This window comes from Vibrio rotiferianus CAIM 577 = LMG 21460, from assembly GCF_002741985.1.
GTDB classification, from domain to species: Bacteria; Pseudomonadota; Gammaproteobacteria; order Enterobacterales; family Vibrionaceae; genus Vibrio; species Vibrio rotiferianus.
Window position 1 is genome coordinate 93,642 of record NZ_APHW01000010.1, and the last position, 15,732, is coordinate 109,373.

A 15,732-nucleotide genomic window follows, 5' to 3' on the forward strand; every position below is an offset into this window, starting at 1 on the left:
CGAATGAGGTGCCTTTATTACCTTGCCCTTATAGAGTGTGGTAGGATTTACTCACTCTTTTTATACAGAACGTTTTCCAGACTGATAAATGACTCAGCCACTTCTATTCCATAAAACCTATTTACACCCTACCAGTAATGAGTGGGTCGTTTTCGTGCATGGTGCCGGTGGCAGTTCTTCAATATGGTTCAAGCAACTTAAGGCTTATAAAGAACATTTTAATTTGCTCTTAATTGACCTCCGAGGACATGGAAAGTCAAACCAGTTAATCAAAGAATTGATGACAAGTCGCTACACCTTTACGGAGGTAACGCAAGACATTCTAAAAGTGTTGGATCACTTGAAGATACAATCTGCACATTTTGTTGGTATGTCACTTGGAACGATCATCGTCCGTAACCTCGCGGAGCTTGCTTCCGAGCGTGTTCGTTCTATGGTGCTTGGTGGTGCGGTGACACGTTTGAACACCCGTTCACAAATTCTGGTGAAGTTGGGTAATTTAGGCAAACACATTTTGCCTTACATGTGGCTGTATAAGTTGTTTGCCTATATTGTGATGCCACAGAAAAATCAGCGTGAGTCGCGTCATCTATTTATCCGTGAAGCGAAAAAGTTGTGCCAAAAAGAGTTCAAGCGATGGTTTATCTTGGCCGCAGACGTTAACCCGTTGATGAAATATTTTAAGGATCGTGAACTCCCGATTCCGACGCTGTATTTAATGGGTGATCGGGACTATATGTTCATCAAGCCAGTTAAGGAGATGGTCGCAGTGCATAAGCAGAGTGTATTACGCGAAATCCCCGATTGTGGCCACGTATGCAATGTAGAAAGACCAGATGATTTTAACCAACATTCCATCGAGTTCATCAAGCAGCAAAGTTTAGCTGCTTAACGCAACGCTAGGTCAAAGCAATGGAAAAAGTAGGGGATATATCACTGCTCCCCGATTTGATATCTGCATTGCCAACACGCACCAAACTGCCCCTCATTTATCTCTGAACATTTTGGACACCGCCAATCTCGATAAGTCTGATTTGCTTGTTTTTGGTAATCTTCAACAATAGCAGCAGCTTTCAACTGTTGCTCTGGGTGTAAAAGCCAAATATAGGGGTCTGTATCGTCACCAAACGGCAATTCGCCCTTTAGCCCAAACATTCCTTCACCTCGAACTTCACAGCCAATTTGCTCGGTCTTGAGAAGCTCACAGACTATGTGAGCTTCAGCTGGGTTTCTCGCGATGAAGATTTTCATTGAGCGTTTCCATTTTGCTGAACTTGAGTTGGGCGAATCTTACTCATAACCCATTTGGCAATGATTGGAAACAAACCAAGTAAGGCAAATGACGCAAGTACGGTGGGTGACACAATGCCAGAAAGACTATCTATGGTGGCTAATTGAGTACCAGCGTTCAGATAAACTGCTGTACCTGGCAACATACCAACTTGGCTAGTGAGGTAGAATCGTGCAATGGTCATTGGTGTCAAACCCATCAGCAAGTTGATAAGGAAAAATGGGAAGACGGGAATAAGACGTAGTGAGAAGAGATAAAACGAGCCGTCTTTCTCAACGCCTTCGTTGATCGCACCTAGCTTATTACCAAACTTGCCTTGTACCCACTCTCGCAGTAAGTAACGGCTGCTAAGGAAAGCAATGGTCGCACCAATAGTGCTGGCAAAAGAAACCAATAAGAGACTGGTCCAGAAACCAAATAGAGCAGCACCCAGAAGCGTTACTACGGCAGCTCCGGGAATGGAGAAAGCGGTGATAGCTATATACGCAAAGAAATACGTTGCTGCAGCAAATACGAAGTTTTGGCTAATAAAAGCATTTAACGCCTCTTGCTGCGCCTTGGCATTTTCTAGGGTTAGATATTGACCAAAATTCAAACCTAAAAAGATAATCGTCGCGAGTAGGATCAGTCCTAAAATCAGTTTCTTATTCATATCTATCACTCCATTTCTGCTTCTTAGATAATAAGACAGAATGGAGTGAGAAAAAATTTCAAAAAAAACCGCAGTGTAAAACTGCGGTTTATGAATACCTGGAGCTCAAACTTGTATTATGAGAGGTGGTTAATTAGCTCTTCTCGGCGAGACTGAGGAACAACGCTCCAATGAGTACCGTTAATAGCGCCTTCAAGGGCCCACAGTAACTCGATGCTTACAGAAGCGGTATGCGTTTCCTGGATCGCTTTATAGGCGTTTAGCGCACCTTGTTCTTCGAGCTGAGTGACAGAGTCAATACCAGCTTTTTTAAGCATTCTCTCTGTCGCTAGTCTAAGGTTCGGTAGGTCTTTTAAACGCGTTGGTTTAGAACTGGCTTGCTGTTCTTTTTCAAGCTTTGCAGTTTCGAGTGAACTTTTGGCTACTTCCACTAAGTGTTGTGGTGTATCCCAAAGGTCTGGTGAAACGGCGTAGTACTTAGTAACAACAGGAAATCCACGCTTCTTGTATACGTAAGGTTTAAGTCCCTGAGTTTCAAAGTCTGAAGATGTCTTTTTATCTGCTCTGATATGAAGCTGGTTGTTAACGACTAATGCAAACATTGTTTCATCAGCAAAAAGGCCAAAGCCGCCAAACATTGAGCGTGACTTGATCGTACCAAGCACCTCAAAAAGCTTCATAGAGTCTTTGAGTATCGGTTTATCCATGATGTGTTATCTCGGTGTAATTTAAATTACGCCACCAAAAATCAGGTCCGAGAGAGTAGCAAACGCATGCAGACACAATGTCATTAAAGGGTAAACTCGTCATATGCATACTTGCCATCGGTAACCCCGCTACCATGCTATCTCATGCGATAGTTTAGGCCGGAAGCTTTGCGTCCCACTCTTTAGAGTGGTTTGCCCTGTGCGTGACACTGAGAGCATACTTGCTATATTGGACTAATATCACACTCTGCGTTTATAAATGTGATCTTGGTTCAATTAATAGTTATTTTTTAGTGAGTTAAGTTTCATAGATTAACAAAGTGGTCTACTAGAAAAAGGTCAGTACTAGAGAGTAGAGTGCACGAAGAAATAACAAGCCTGCAAAGTTTTACATACAAACCTGTTGCCGCGGATGAAATGTGAAATAAAAAAGCACCCATGTGGGTGCTTTTATGATGAGTACACGAGTACTACCTAAAGACTAGTTGAGCTTTCTAACCGTATTTCTAATCACGATCTCTGGCTGCATTTCAAACACTCGTTTTTCGTGTTCTTTATCTTTGATACGCTCTAGTAGGATCTCAAACGCGTTTTTACCCACACGACGTTTTGGTTGGTGGATAGTCGTTAGTGGTGGTGAGAAGTACTCTGCCAGCTCAATGTTGTCATAGCCGATAACAGAAACATCATCTGGTACCTTGATACCGTTCTGCTGAAGGCGGCTCATCAAGCCAAGTGCCATAGTGTCATTGAAACAGAAAACTGCGGTAGGGCGTTTTTCCATTGCAGTAATGTTATCTGCCGCTAGCACAGCGGTATCACATTCAAAGTTGCCTTCAAGAATCCAATCTTCGTTAACCGCAAGGTTTGCTTCTGCCATTGCACGGCGATAACCCGCAATACGCTCTTGGCACGCAGCTTTTTCGAAGTGACCGCTTAAACACGCGATGTCTGTGTGACCATTGTCGATCAGATATTTTGTCGCGATGTAACCGCCTTCTTCTGAGTTATCAATGATCTTGTCTGCTTGTGAGCTTTCTGGACCCCAGTCCATCACAACTTTAGGTATGTCTGAGTGACGATCAAGCATCTCTTTTAGTTCTTCCGTCAGGTCAGAACACATTACTAGAATGCCATCTACACGCTTTTCAGCGAGCATGCGGATGTAGTCACGTTGCTTCTCGTAAATACCGCCCGTGTTACATAGGATAAGAGTGTAACCTTGACGGTAACAGTAGCTCTCAACACCATCGATCACTTCAGAGAAGAACAGGTTGGTAGATTGAGTTACTAGCATACCGATGGTACGAGTTGAGTTGCACTTTAAACTGCGCGCAACGGCACTTGGTGCGTAATTAAGTTCATCCACCGCTTTCATTACTTTTTCTTGAGTTGCTTCTGCAACAAAGCGAGTTTTATTAATTACGTGCGAAACCGTAGTGGTAGAAACGCCGGCTAAGCGAGCAACGTCTTTAATAGTGGCCATAAATGATGTCCTGTATCGAGCTACTGTAAATACCGTAGTGAAGACAACCATACGCTTAGGGTCTTGCGCAAACCGAGCAACTGCGAATAGGGGCATTGCTGAGATATTTGGCAGCGGTTGTTCCGAAATCGGTATAAAAAGGTTTGTAGCAACATTTATCGCTGAGTTTCATATTCCTTTCTTATACTAAGTGAGGAATTGGTCAGCAATCCTGTTAAGAAAACACAAAAACCGCTTTATTTCAGCGGTTTACATATAAATCATATTTAATCGTTTGCGCTCACATTTTAGACTGATGCGGGCAAGCTGGCAATGTTTTAGGTGGTTGTTTTGTGCCTCGGAGGTCACAGTTTAACGGCTAAATGGATTGTATTTCTCTGCGCCAGATTAAAAACAAACGAATAAAATAGGGAGTCTGAATGACAGACTCCCCAAAATAGGCGGCAATTATTCACCAAGAAGGTAGGTGCTGTCCAGTTTACAAAATGCAATTAATAGTTGCGCGACACTAACATAGAAGCCAAATTCATCAAATTGCTTACATTTAGCGGCAAACTGAGGTAGCCATGTCAAAAGGTGTTGCTGGATGAACTCATTTTGCTTTTCGAACGCATCTTCCATGTGTTTTTCCTGCTCGAGTTCATTTGAGCGGATAATCATATTGCCTAAAAAATCTAACTCGACTGCTAAATGATCCGCAGGCTCTTTTAGATTTTCGTCAACTTGCACACCAAAGTCTGCCATCAGCTTTTCCATCTCTTCTGCTGGTTTATCGTTTAATAAACCAGATTCACCGATGTACATTGAGGCATAAGGTAGCGCACCGTGCTTTTCTGTTTTAAGAAAAAGTTCACAGAAGTCCGCAGCTAGCTCTAACTGAGCATCTTCACGATCTTGTAGGCGATTAAGCGCATCAACAAGGGTATCAACCGATGGTTTGAGTGTTTCATTTTCACCCAAACCAGCTAAAAAGCTTCGAATTTCAACACTATGATAAGATTCCAGCTCCTTGTCTGTTAGCTCTTTTGCGAACAGGCTAGAAAACCACCAATAAATCTCAGCTCGTTTTTCGTTAAAAGCTTTCACTTCTTGCATTTTTTTGCTCCCAAATAGTTATCCCCTAAGTGTAAACAATTAAAATGAATAGCAGTAACTATAATTGTTATGGTTTATTGGGAAATATGCATGTTTATGAATGGCGGCAAATAAGCTTGTTTTGCATCAATAAATCCACAAAATCTTGCTTTTTATTGTAACTATTACTAGATATGTTACTAGTTATGAATAGAATACGTCTTGGAAGATAAAAAAGACAGAAAGTGGTGTAAATGAGCTATCACGTATTAGTCGTAGAAGATGATGTTGTAACTCGCAGTAAGCTTGCGGGCTATTTCCAAAATGAAGGTTACAAAGTTAGTGAAGCAGAAAGCGGTGCTGAAATGCGCGAAGTGCTTCAAGAAGGCGATGTAGATTTGATCATGCTGGATATTAACCTGCCGGGTGAAGATGGCCTTATGCTTACGCGTGAATTACGCAGCCAATCAGATATCGGCATCATATTAGTGACAGGACGCACGGATAGCATTGACAAAATTGTTGGCCTAGAAATGGGCGCAGACGATTATGTAACAAAGCCTTTTGAACTAAGGGAATTATTGGTTCGCGTTAAAAACTTGCTGTGGCGTATCTCAGCGGCTCGTAACGGTTCACAAAAAGCAGCAAATGATACGAATGAAGAACACATAGTGCGCTTCGGTGAGTGGACGTTTGATATTCAGCGTCGTGCTCTAAGCCGAAATGGTGAGCCAGTGAAACTAACGAAAGCAGAGTATGAGCTGTTAGTTGCATTGTCTTCATACCCAAATCAGGTATTAAGCCGCGAGCGAATTTTGAATATGATCAGCCACCGAGTGGATGCGCCAAACGATCGTACTATCGACGTTCTGATTCGACGTATGCGCGCTAAGATGGAGTTTGACCCAAAGAACCCACAAATCTTTGTGACCGTTCATGGTGAAGGCTACATGTTTGCAGGTGACTAGAGTCTACTGGCTTAAATCACGCGTTAAAGAAAAAGGAGAGCAACGCTCTCCTTTTTTGTGCCTGCTGGTTTAGTTTTGAAGCTGGCTTAATGCACTTCTTCGACAGGCGCTTGGCCAATATTGTCGCGTAGGTGCTGCCAGATAATACCTAGTGTTTCGTGCCAGTATCGTTCCGTTTGTTCTAGGTACTGTGCTTTTGGAGCATAGCGATGCCAAGGTTGGTTGATATCGGCAACAGCCAAGAAGTTCGTTGGCGCTGGAATGGGCTTAATCCCTGCTGCACGAAACTCGTACATTGCGCGCTTCATATGGCTTGCAGAAGTCACTAGCACAATATCTTTCTGTTTTACGAATGCCGCTGCTTGCCTTGCTTCTTCCCAGGTATCTTTCGCATCTTCAAGCAAGATGATGTCAGATTTTGCCACACCAAGAGAAAGGGCTACGTTAGCCATCATACGGGCATGGCTGAGTTCTGACCCTCCAGCGTAGCCTGACAAAATGAGCTTTGCGCCTGGATACATACGAAGAATACGTATACCTTCAGTGAGTCTCATTAAAGCAGCACGACTCAGTTGTGAGGTGGGTGGTATTTCGTCATCGACCACATGGCCAGCTCCTAAAACCATCACATAGTCGACCGATTCTGACACGGGCAAGAATGCTTTGTATTCGCGTTCCAACGGCACAAGCAGCTTGGTCGAAATAGGTTGAAATGAGGCAAGGAAAATGCCAGCAAAAGTGAATAGAACAATGAAACAACCAGTTTTACGTTTGCTGGTAAAACTAATTAAAAATAGGCCAAATAGACCAATCAGCAGTAAGGCCGGTAAGGGCATGAGCAAGGCTGATATTACTTTTTTCAGCTCAAACATACTTAAATAGTCCGAAAAAACATCAATTGATTATAAAAATGAGGGAGACCCTCTTTATTCCTGCTTTTCTTGTGCCAGAATAGCGGCACAATCCGATATGATAACCCAGTAGACGTGACAGAAGACCGTAATTTCGACGATATCGCCCACAAATTTGCAAAAAATATTTACGGATCCGATAAAGGTGAGATCCGCCAAATCATTGTATGGGAAGATTTTCTACAGATTCTAAGTGAATTAGAGGCTGACCAGCAAGCCCTGCAGGTACTTGATGCGGGTGGTGGCTTAGCACAAATGTCGCAAAAGCTTGCTAAGCTCGGACATCACGTTGCTTTATGTGATCTATCTTCGGAAATGCTGCAACTAGCAAAGCAGGATATTGAAAAAAACGGTTTGCTTGAGCAGTATCGCCTGATTCATTCGCCTGTCCAATCCATTGGTGAACATATGGAAGCGCAGGTGGACCTTGTCATGTTCCACGCAGTGATGGAGTGGTTGGTAGACCCGAAAACCGCACTCGAAACCGTTTTGGAACAGGTCAAGCCGGGGGGGGCATCGCTTCGGTTATGTTCTATAACCACCACGGCTTAGTCTATAAAAATGTGGTTTGTGGCAACATTCCTCATGTTTTAGACGGCATGCCTCATCGGAAAAGATTTAAACTACAGCCACAGAAAGGTCTAAAGCCTGAAGAGGTCTATCAATGGATAGAAGATTCTGGTTTTAGCATTTGTGGAAAATCTGGTATTCGTTCATTCAGTGATTACATAGGCAATATGCAATACATGGGCGATTACGAGTTTGAAGATGTGTTGGCGCTAGAAAAACAACTTTGTCGACAAGAGCCATACCTCTCATTAGGCCGCTACATACACGTGTGGGCTAAGAAGAACGATAAACAGGAATAACGATGAGTGAGATGACTCTCAATGCTGCAGAGCAACCAATCGATGAGTTGGTTGGCTGGGTTAAGCAGCACGATTTCTCGTTGAACCTGACCACTGAGCGATTGGCATTTTTGATTGCCATCGCTGTACTAAGTAATGAAAGGTTCGATGAAGAATTGGGTGAAGGTGAATTGCACGACGCATTTGCCATCGTCACTCGACTTTTTGATGAGACCGGCGAAGCTTCGGCTTTCCGTGCGAACAATGCCATCAACGAGATGGTTAAGCAGCGTCTTATGAGCCGTTTTGTCAGTGAGATTACTGACGGAGCGAGCATTTACCGCTTGTCGCCATTAGCGATAGGAATTACCGACTACTACGTGCGTCATCGCGAGTTCTCGAAACTACGTCTTTCTATCCAGCTATCCATGGTAGCGGATGAAATGGCAAAAGCGATTGAAGCGGCACAAAAGGGTGGCACTCCGGGCCACTGGAAGAAAAACGTTTACGGAATTTTGAAATATTCTGTAGGCGAGATCTTCGATCAAATCGACCTTAACCAACGTGTGATGGATGAGCAGCAACAGTCTGTAAAACAACAGATTGCTGATCTGCTTAATAAAGACTGGCGTGAAGCGATCAACAACTGTGAAGCACTTCTGTCAGAAACATCGAGCACGTTGCGTGAACTTCAAGATACGCTGCAAGCTGCCAGTGATGAACTGCAAACTCAGATCCTAGATATTCAAGAAATTGTTTACGGCGATCCTGAGCTTGAGTTCATCGAAGAAGCCTTATTTGGTCTGCAAATGAAGCTGGACCGAATCACAAGCTGGGGCCAGCAAGCGATCGACCTTTGGATTGGTTACGACCGACACGTACACAAGTTTATCCGTACCGCGATCGATATGGATAAGAACCGTGCGTTTAGCTCGCGTCTGCGTCAATCCGTCAAAGATTACTTCGATGCGCCTTGGTATCTGACTTATGCAGATGCGGAAAGGCTTTCTGACCTTCGTGATGAAGCCCTGGTACTGCGTGATGACGAGGTGACGGGTCAAGTTCCGATGGAAGTAGAATACGAAGAGTTTCAACAAGTCAATGATGAGTTGGCAGAGCGAATTGGTGACATGCTGAAAGCGCATAAAGATCAAGGCACACCAATCGACTTGAGCGTGGTTCTGCGAGATTACCTTGCACAACATCCATACACTCATCACTTTGATTTAGCTCGCATTGTCGTTGATCAGGCGGTACGTCTGGGTTACTCAGAATCCGACTACCAAGCTGTTCAGCCAGACTGGAAAGCAATCAACGAATTTGGGGCAAAGGTACAAGCGAATGTCATCGACCGATACTAATGAATACATGTCAGAAAATCTGGCAAAAGCAATTTCTAATCCTCTGTTCCCAGCGCTAGACAGCATGCTTCGAGCAGGGCGTCATATCTCAAGTGAAGATCTAGACAACCACGCGTTGTTGTCGGATTTCGAACTTGAGCTTTCTTCTTTCTACCAGCGCTACAACACCGAATTGGTGAAAGCGCCAGAAGGTTTCTTCTACCTTCGTCCACGTTCAACGTCTCTGATTGGCCGTAGTGTTCTTTCTGAACTGGACATGCTGGTGGGTAAGGTACTGTGTTTCCTTTACCTAAGCCCAGAGCGTCTTGCGCATGAAGGCATCTTCAATAACCAAGAGCTGTACGACGAACTGCTTGCTCTAGCAGATGAAAACAAGCTGATGAAGCTAGTGACGAACCGTGCGACTGGTTCTGACCTTGATAAAGAAAAGCTGTTTGAAAAAGTACGTACGTCACTTCGTCGTCTGCGTCGCCTAGGCATGATCATCAACATCGGTGAAACCGGTAAATTCAGCATCAGTGAAGCGGTATTCCGTTTTGGTGCCGATGTACGTATTGGCGATGACATGCGTGAAGCGCAGCTGCGTCTGATCCGTGATGGTGAAGCGGTAGTGCACACCAAAGAGCCAAGCCAAGGCAGCCTATTGTCTGAAGAAGATCAAGACGACCAAGCCCAAGAAGAAACAACAGAAGAGGGTGAAGCATGAGCATGATTGAACGCGGTAAATACCAATCGCTGACCATGGTCAACTGGAACGGCTTCTTTGCCCGTACGTTTGACATCGATGGTCTGGTCACCACGCTATCAGGTGGTAACGGTGCAGGTAAATCAACCACAATGGCGGCATTCATCACCGCATTGATTCCTGACCAAACGCTACTGCACTTCCGTAACACCACAGAAGCAGGCAGCAGCCAATCGTCTCGCGACAAAGGTCTGTACGGTAAGTTACAGCCGGGCGCATGTTATGCGGCGCTAGATGTGGTGAACTCACGTAACCAACGCCTATTGTTTGCAGTAAAACTGCAGCAAGTAGCGGGTCGTGATAAGAAAGTAGACATCAAACCGTTTGTTATCCAAGGTCTTCCAAGCCATGTGAAACCAACGGATATCTTGGTTGAAAGCGTATCTGCGACTCAAGCTCGTGTACGTCAAATCAATGAAGTAAAAGAATCGATCGCAGAATTTGAAGGCGTTCAATTTAAAGCCTTCTCTTCTATCGTGGATTACCACTCGCAGATGTTCGAATTCGGTGTGATTCCGAAGAAACTGCGTAACTCTGGTGACCGTTCTAAATTCTACCGCCTGATCGAAGCATCGCTTTACGGTGGTATCTCAAGTGCAATCACGCGCTCGCTTCGTGACTACCTTCTGCCACAAAACGGCGGCGTGAAGAAAGCGTTCCAAGATATGGAATCAGCACTGCGCGAAAACCGCATGACGCTAGAAGCGATCAAAACCACGCAAGCAGACCGTGACTTGTTCAAACACTTGATCACAGAGTCGACTAACTACGTGGCGGCGGACTACATGCGTCACGCGAACGATCGTCGTAACAAGTTGGATAAAACGCTGTCATTACGTTCAGAGCTGTTCGGTTCTCGTGAAACTCTCGTTGAGCAAAACAACCTGCTTAACCGTGTTCAAGAAGAGCTAGAACTGCTGATCGAGTCGGAATCTGCGCTAGAGCAAGATTACCAAGCGGCTTCTGACCACTTGCAACTGGTGCAAAACGCACTGCGTCAGCAAGAGAAGATCGAACGCTACCAAGAAGATCTTGAAGAGCTGAGTGAGCGTCTTGAAGAACAGATGATGGTAGTGGAAGAAGCGCAAGAACGCGTGATGATGGTGGAAGAGCAAGCGACCGTTGCGGAAGAAGAGGTGGATAGCCTTAAGACGCAACTGGCGGACTACCAACAAGCACTCGACGTTCAACAAACTCGTGCCCTTCAATACCAACAAGCGGTTCAAGCGCTGGAAAAAGCGAAGCAACTACTTGGCGATGACAGCCTAACGGCAGAATCGGCACAAGCGCTTGTCTCTGAGCTTAAGAGCAAAGAATCAGAAAGCACCAACGCGTTGCTATCGGTTAAGCACAAACTGGACATGTCTTCTGCGGCAGCAGAGCAGTTCGAAACCGCGCTTAAACTGGTACAAAGCATCGTTGGTCAAGTTGAGCGTAAAGACGCGTCTGAACATGCGAAAACCGCAATAGCGAAAGCGCGTGAATCTCAGCAAGTCGCGCAAAACGAACAGCAATGGCGTGCACAGCACCGTGACCTTGAGCGTAGCCTTAACCAGCAACGTCAAGCGCGCGAGCTAGTCAACGAATACCAAAAGCAATTCCATGTTGAACTGACTGACGAAATCACGTTTGAACAAGAGCGTGAACGTCATGCGATGCAAATCGACTCGCTAGAAATGACGCAAGAAGACGTGCGTGAACAACGCAGCGAACAGCGTCGTCTAGAGCAAGATGCAGCGGCGGAAATCAACAAGCTAGAAGCCATTGCTCCAACGTGGATTGCAGCGAACGATGCGCTAGAAAAACTGCGTGAACAAAGTGGCGCTGAGCTAGAAGATAGCCAGTCAGTCATGAGCCAAATGCAAGTGGTGCTTGAGCAAGAGAAAACTCTTTCTCTGGCGAAAGACAAACTGGCAGAGCGTCGCAGCCAACTTGACACTGAGATTGAGCGTCTTGCTTCTCCTGGTGGTTCAAACGACCCTCGCCTGAAAGGTTTGGCAGATACTCTAGGCGGCGTATTGCTGTCTGAGATCTACGATGACATCACTATTGATGACGCGCCTTACTTCAGTGCGATGTACGGTCCGGCTCGTCACGCTATCGTCGTTTCTGATCTGTCTGGTATCGAAGAGAAATTGGTAGAACTAGACGACTGTCCAGAAGACTTGTACATCATTGAAGGTGACATCGATGCCTTTGATGACAGCTCATTCGACGCAGAAGAGCTAGAAGGCGCGGTTTGCGTTCGCATGAACGATCGCCAAATGCGTTACTCTCGCTTGCCTGAAATCCCACTGTTTGGTCGTGCGGCACGTGAGCAGCGTTTAGAGTTACTACGTAACGAACGTGAAGAAGTGGTTGAGAAGCACGCGAAAGCAGCATTCGATTCGCAAAAAATGCAGCGTCTGTACCAAGCGTTCAACCAGTTTGTGGCAAGCTACATTCAAGTAGCATTCGAAGCTGACCCAGAGCAAGCACTGGCAACCATTCGTGACAAGCGTAACCAAATTGCCCGCGTACTGACTGATCTGGATGCAAAAGAGCAACAACAACGTTCTCAGCTTCAAACCAGCAAGCAAGCGTTGTCTTCTCTAGACAAGCTAGCACCAAACATGGCGTTGATTGAAGATGAATCGCTGCAAGCGCGCTTTGACGAGTTGGAAGAGAAAATCGCCCAGCTTTCAGAAGCAAAAGCTTTCCTAAATAACCACGCGAAAGCGGTGGCGGAACTGGAAAAAGTCGCAGTTGCTCTAGATGCCGACCCAGAGCAATTCGATGCGCTAGAAGCAGAATACAAAGCGGCAGACGAACAGCTACAAGATCTTAAGAAGCAAATCTTTGCACTTTCAGATCTCGTTGAACGTCGCCACTACTTCGCTTACTCAGATTCAGTAGACCTACTGAACAAGAGCAGCGAACTGAGTGAGCAGCTAAAAGCGAAATTGGTTCAAGCTGAACAAATGCGTACTCGCTCTCGTGAAGAGTTGAAGCAATCGCAAGGTCAAATGAACCAATACAACCAAGTATTGGCATCATTGAAGAGTTCACACCAAGCGAAACTGGAAACGGTTCAAGAGTTCAAACAAGAACTTCAAGAGTTTGGCGTTAACGCGGACGAAGGTGCAGAAGAACGTGCAATGCGTCGTCGTGATGAGTTGCATGAGCGTCTACACACGTCTCGTAGCCGTAAGAGCGAATACGAGCGCACGATCACCTCTACTGAACTAGAGATGAAAGGCTTGGCGAAACGTCTGAAGAAAGTTCAGAAAGAATACGTTGAGTTGCGTACCTTCGTGGTTGCAGCGAAAGCTGGTTGGTGTTCAGTACTTCGCCTGGCGCGTGAGAACGATGTTGAGCGTCGTCTACACAAGCGTGAACTGGCTTACATGTCAGCGGATGAACTGCGTTCAATGTCTGATAAATCATTGGGTGCGCTGCGTCTAGCGGTTGCGAACAACGATGATCTTCGTGATGCGCTGCGTCTATCAGAAGACAACGCACGTCCAGAGCGTAAAGTTCTGTTCTACATTGCTGTATACCAACACCTTCGTGAGCGCATTCGTCAGGATATCATCCGTACTGATGATCCAGTGGAAGCGATCGAAGAGATGGAAGTAGAGCTAGCGCGTCTAACGGAAGAGCTAACCCAACGTGAAAATCGCCTAGCGATCAGCTCTGAGTCGGTAGCGAGCATCATCAAGAAGACGATTCAGCGTGAGCAAAACCGTATCCGTATGCTGAACCAAGGTTTGTCGAACATCTCGTTCGGTCAGGTGAAGGGCGTACGTCTAAACGTGAAGATCCGTGAAAGTCACGAAGTGCTACTGAACGGTTTAGCAACACAACAAGAGCAGCATAAAGACCTGTTTGAATCGACTCGCTTTACCTTCTCTGAAGCAATGGCGAAGCTGTTCCAACGTGTGAACCCACATATCGATATGGGTCAACGTTCTCCTCAAGTTCTGGGTGAAGAGCTACTGGATTACCGTAACTACCTAGAGCTAAGTGTTGAGGTGAACCGTGGTACAGATGGTTGGCTACAGGCTGAGTCTGGCGCGCTATCAACAGGTGAAGCGATCGGTACCGGTCAGTCAATCCTTCTAATGGTTGTTCAAAGCTGGGAAGAAGAGTCTCGTCGTCTACGCAGCAAAGACATTGTGCCTTGTCGTCTGCTCTTCTTGGATGAAGCCGCGCGTCTGGATGCGAAATCGATCGCTACATTGTTCGAATTGTGTGACCGTCTGGATATGCAGCTTCTTATCGCGGCACCAGAAAACATCAGCCCAGAGAAAGGTACGACCTACAAACTGGTGCGTAAGGTGTTTAAAGACCACGAGCACGTACACGTAGTGGGTCTGCGTGGTTTTGGTCAAACGGATAAGCCTAAGACTAAAGCGCAAGAGATGATTGAAGAGTTTGAATCGTAAACTCCGAATCTAATAAAACGCCCGCAATGAACGCGGGCGTTTTTGTATCTGTTGTATCAAAGCTCAAGTCGTAAGATTCGCTTCTTGACGATATTGCTTTGGTGAGTTGCCACTCCATTTACGAAAAGCATGACGGAAGTTGGCACTGTCTGAGAAACCAATGCGTTCCGAAATCTCTTCGACGCTCATTTGTGTTGACGCAAGGTAATGACGAGCTAAGTGGAAGCGAACATGATCAAGGATTTGCTGATAGCTGGTTTCTTCCGATTTGAGATGACGTCGCAACGTTCTTGAAGACATACCCAACTCGGCAGACAACTGCTCAATGGAGGGATAACAACCTGGCCGCTCGAGAAACATTTGTGTGATCTTCTCTTTTAAACTGACATGACCGCTTACTTTGGCCAGCATTTCATCACAAGATTTCAAACACATTTGCAGCGTCATAGGGTTCGCCGCTGGCAGCGGATCGTACAAGCTGGTGGCATCGAACTGCCATTCCAAACGGTCGCTGTTGAACTCTATTTTGCAATGGAAGACTTGTTCATATAGCTCGCTGTGTTCAGGTTCCGGATAAGGGAAGCGAATCAATTTTGAGGGAAAAGGTTTTTGCATTACCTCTTCACACAAACTTTGAATGGCCGCGAACCAATATTCACAGCAAAAAGGCAAAATGGATTGTAGGTCGATAAGCTGCTCAGCTCGAAAGTATCCTGAGTTATCTTCCACCCACATTTTTTTCTTTAACACCGGCCCTGCAAGCCGAAGATACTTAAAGCCCATCATTAATGCATCGAGTAAGGTATTACTACTAAACACAGCATACCCAAGTACACCAAAGTCACTAAAACGAGCTTGTTGTCCAACTTCAAGCCCCAGTCCTGGCTCATCAGAATGGACGAGGGCATTGCTAAAAATCACCAGCTTTTGTGCGAGGGTGATGTGTGTGTCCGGGGCATAAAGTTCGGGGGCACTAATGCCACTGCCTTCAAGTAACGTTCCCACTTTCACAGAGGCTGAAGGTAGCGAGTAAGTAGCTGCAAGTCCAAAACACCACAGGATTCGGTATCTGGCTCATAAACTGCGGTGTATTCCATCATTGCCCCCTTTACATTCAGATCAATCCTAGCGGGTATTGGGATGGTATTCAGTCATGCTTGTCTCAAAGCTGTCCGAATATCACCGTTTTTTGTCTTTTTGTAACCTGTGCCTCATGTTATCAAAATGTTGTAATTGAATAAATTGCACAGTAGGAGAGAAAC

11 protein-coding genes, 2 pseudogenes and 1 riboswitch are annotated in these 15,732 nt (G+C 45.5%); of the genes and pseudogenes, 6 read left to right on the plus strand and 7 right to left on the minus strand.

What is annotated here, in order from left to right; translation table 11 throughout:
- The first annotated feature begins 88 nt into the window (after positions 1–88).
- On the plus strand, positions 89–892 hold the full coding sequence (locus tag B853_RS04980; protein ID WP_038885824.1) for an alpha/beta fold hydrolase: 804 nt from the start codon (positions 89–91) through the stop codon (positions 890–892).
- A gap of 41 nt (positions 893–933) precedes the next feature.
- On the opposite strand, the gene B853_RS04985 is transcribed toward B853_RS04980, so the two are convergent.
- The 5 genes from B853_RS04985 to torD all read right to left on the minus strand — a co-directional run bounded on the left by B853_RS04985 (position 934) and on the right by torD (position 5,231).
- Positions 934–1,251 carry a putative signal transducing protein gene (locus B853_RS04985; RefSeq protein ID WP_038885825.1) on the minus strand — a complete coding sequence of 106 codons (318 nt, stop codon included), beginning with the start codon at positions 1,249–1,251 and terminating at the stop codon, positions 934–936.
- A complete protein-coding gene (locus B853_RS04990) occupies positions 1,248–1,943 on the minus strand; it encodes a TVP38/TMEM64 family protein (protein WP_038885826.1) in 696 nt (231 codons plus the stop codon). The genes B853_RS04985 and B853_RS04990 overlap by 4 nt, the downstream gene beginning before the upstream one ends.
- Before the next feature lie 116 nt (positions 1,944–2,059).
- On the minus strand, positions 2,060–2,650 hold the full coding sequence (locus B853_RS04995) for a TfoX/Sxy family DNA transformation protein (protein WP_010447229.1): 591 nt from the start codon (positions 2,648–2,650) through the stop codon (positions 2,060–2,062).
- Positions 2,651–2,766: 116 nt separating this feature from the next.
- Positions 2,767–2,857, minus strand: a riboswitch (cyclic di-GMP riboswitch).
- Positions 2,858–3,131: 274 nt separating this feature from the next.
- Positions 3,132–4,136, minus strand: a complete 1,005-nt coding sequence (gene purR / locus B853_RS05000) for an HTH-type transcriptional repressor PurR (RefSeq protein ID WP_038885828.1) — start codon at positions 4,134–4,136, stop codon at positions 3,132–3,134.
- A gap of 447 nt (positions 4,137–4,583) precedes the next feature.
- Complete coding sequence (gene torD / locus B853_RS05005; RefSeq protein ID WP_038885829.1) at positions 4,584–5,231, minus strand: molecular chaperone TorD; 648 nt, start codon at positions 5,229–5,231, stop codon at positions 4,584–4,586.
- Positions 5,232–5,464: 233 nt separating this feature from the next.
- Here torD and torR point away from each other — a divergent pair, with 233 nt between their 5' ends.
- The gene (gene torR / locus B853_RS05010) at positions 5,465–6,178 is read left to right on the plus strand and encodes a two-component system response regulator TorR (RefSeq protein WP_010447235.1); all 714 of its coding nucleotides are present in this window, start codon (positions 5,465–5,467) and stop codon (positions 6,176–6,178) included.
- A gap of 86 nt (positions 6,179–6,264) precedes the next feature.
- Here the strand turns inward: torR and elyC are convergent, their stop codons facing one another.
- Positions 6,265–7,050 carry an envelope biogenesis factor ElyC gene (gene elyC, locus B853_RS05015; protein WP_038885831.1) on the minus strand — a complete coding sequence of 262 codons (786 nt, stop codon included), beginning with the start codon at positions 7,048–7,050 and terminating at the stop codon, positions 6,265–6,267.
- A 114-nt stretch (positions 7,051–7,164) separates the two neighbouring features.
- Here elyC and cmoM point away from each other — a divergent pair.
- From cmoM to mukB, 4 genes and pseudogenes are all read left to right on the plus strand, one after another.
- Positions 7,165–7,958, plus strand: a pseudogene (cmoM, locus tag B853_RS05020) (tRNA uridine 5-oxyacetic acid(34) methyltransferase CmoM).
- A 2-nt stretch (positions 7,959–7,960) separates the two neighbouring features.
- Positions 7,961–9,298 carry a chromosome partition protein MukF gene (mukF, locus tag B853_RS05025; protein ID WP_009707095.1) on the plus strand — a complete coding sequence of 446 codons (1,338 nt, stop codon included), beginning with the start codon at positions 7,961–7,963 and terminating at the stop codon, positions 9,296–9,298.
- Positions 9,279–10,004: a chromosome partition protein MukE gene (gene mukE / locus B853_RS05030; RefSeq protein WP_038885832.1), complete on the plus strand. Its 726-nt coding sequence runs from the start codon at positions 9,279–9,281 to the stop codon at positions 10,002–10,004. Before mukF ends, mukE begins: the two co-directional genes overlap by 20 nt.
- Positions 10,005–10,006: 2 nt before the next feature.
- Positions 10,007–14,470 (plus strand): chromosome partition protein MukB, encoded by a 4,464-nt coding sequence (mukB, locus tag B853_RS05035; protein WP_038885854.1) that lies wholly within the window; start codon positions 10,007–10,009, stop codon positions 14,468–14,470.
- 63 nt (positions 14,471–14,533) lie between these two features.
- On the opposite strand, the pseudogene B853_RS05040 reads toward mukB, so the two are convergent.
- Positions 14,534–15,567 (minus strand): annotated as a pseudogene (locus B853_RS05040) (AraC family transcriptional regulator).
- Positions 15,568–15,732: the final 165 nt, after the last annotated feature.

Coding starts and splice junctions, on each gene's coding strand:
- B853_RS04980 (WP_038885824.1), top strand. CDS start 89: ATGACTCAGCCACTTCTATTCCATAAAACCTATTTACACCCTACCAGT.
- B853_RS04985 (WP_038885825.1), bottom strand. CDS start 1,251: ATGAAAATCTTCATCGCGAGAAACCCAGCTGAAGCTCACATAGTCTGT.
- B853_RS04990 (WP_038885826.1), bottom strand. CDS start 1,943: ATGAATAAGAAACTGATTTTAGGACTGATCCTACTCGCGACGATTATC.
- B853_RS04995 (WP_010447229.1), bottom strand. CDS start 2,650: ATGGATAAACCGATACTCAAAGACTCTATGAAGCTTTTTGAGGTGCTT.
- purR (WP_038885828.1), bottom strand. CDS start 4,136: ATGGCCACTATTAAAGACGTTGCTCGCTTAGCCGGCGTTTCTACCACT.
- torD (WP_038885829.1), bottom strand. CDS start 5,231: ATGCAAGAAGTGAAAGCTTTTAACGAAAAACGAGCTGAGATTTATTGG.
- torR (WP_010447235.1), top strand. CDS start 5,465: ATGAGCTATCACGTATTAGTCGTAGAAGATGATGTTGTAACTCGCAGT.
- elyC (WP_038885831.1), bottom strand. CDS start 7,050: ATGTTTGAGCTGAAAAAAGTAATATCAGCCTTGCTCATGCCCTTACCG.
- mukF (WP_009707095.1), top strand. CDS start 7,961: ATGAGTGAGATGACTCTCAATGCTGCAGAGCAACCAATCGATGAGTTG.
- mukE (WP_038885832.1), top strand. CDS start 9,279: ATGTCATCGACCGATACTAATGAATACATGTCAGAAAATCTGGCAAAA.
- mukB (WP_038885854.1), top strand. CDS start 10,007: ATGATTGAACGCGGTAAATACCAATCGCTGACCATGGTCAACTGGAAC.